Raw genomic sequence first — 694 nt, forward strand, 5'->3', positions numbered from 1 at the left:
TTGAACCGGCCCGGCACGTAGTCGAGGCTCTCGGTGACGTCCTCGCCGATCCGGCGCAAGCTGCCGCCGCAGGCCGGGCAGGCGCAGGGACCGGCGTGGACCACGCTCTCGCGCGGCAGGTGGGCCGGCAGGTCCCGCCGAGCCGGCCTGGACCGCGCGGCCTCCCTCGCCTCGGCGACAACCGGCGTGCCGGCCAGGCGCTCGGCCTCGTCGACCTCCAGCGCCTCGATGGCCAGTTCGAGCTGCTTGAGGCGTGGGCCGAGCTTCTCGGACGAGGTGCCGAACCGTGCTCGCTTCAGCCGGGCGAGCTCGCCGCGCAGCTTCTCGATCAGGGTGCTGGCGTGGACGGCCTCGCGCGTCAGGCCGACGACCAGCCGCTTGAGGGCGTCGACGTCGTCGGGCAGCGTGGCAGGATCGAGAGCCATACCAACAGCTTAGCTATTGCCAGGGGCTGTCGCTACCGGCCCTGACCACGGGCGCGGCCACCTCGGTAGTCTGCCGCCTTCAGCCCGCGATCGTCGGCCAGTCGGTGCGCAAAGGTGCACGCCAGTCGATCCCCTCCAGCAGCATGGCGAGCTGAGCCGGCGTCAGCGCGGCTGCGGCACCGGCGGTGGCCGGCCAGACGAAGCGGCCCTTCTCCAGGCGCTTGGCGAACAGGCACAGGCCCTGGCCGTCCCACCACAGCACCTTGATC

General features: G+C 72.3%; 2 protein-coding genes. Both read right to left on the reverse strand.

Features of this window, described 5'->3' with window-relative positions; translation table 11 throughout:
- Nucleotides 1-425: IS66 family transposase (locus tag HPY23_RS34265; protein WP_420891347.1), on the reverse strand; the 425-nt coding region annotated here is incomplete at its 3' end.
- A 79-nt stretch (nt 426-504) separates the two neighbouring features.
- On the reverse strand, nt 505-694 hold a 190-nt coding region (gene tnpB / locus HPY23_RS34270; protein WP_200649711.1), incomplete at its 5' end, for an IS66 family insertion sequence element accessory protein TnpB.

It is taken from the genome of Methylobacterium ajmalii, assembly GCF_016613415.1.
Lineage (GTDB): Bacteria > Pseudomonadota > Alphaproteobacteria > Rhizobiales > Beijerinckiaceae > Methylobacterium > Methylobacterium ajmalii.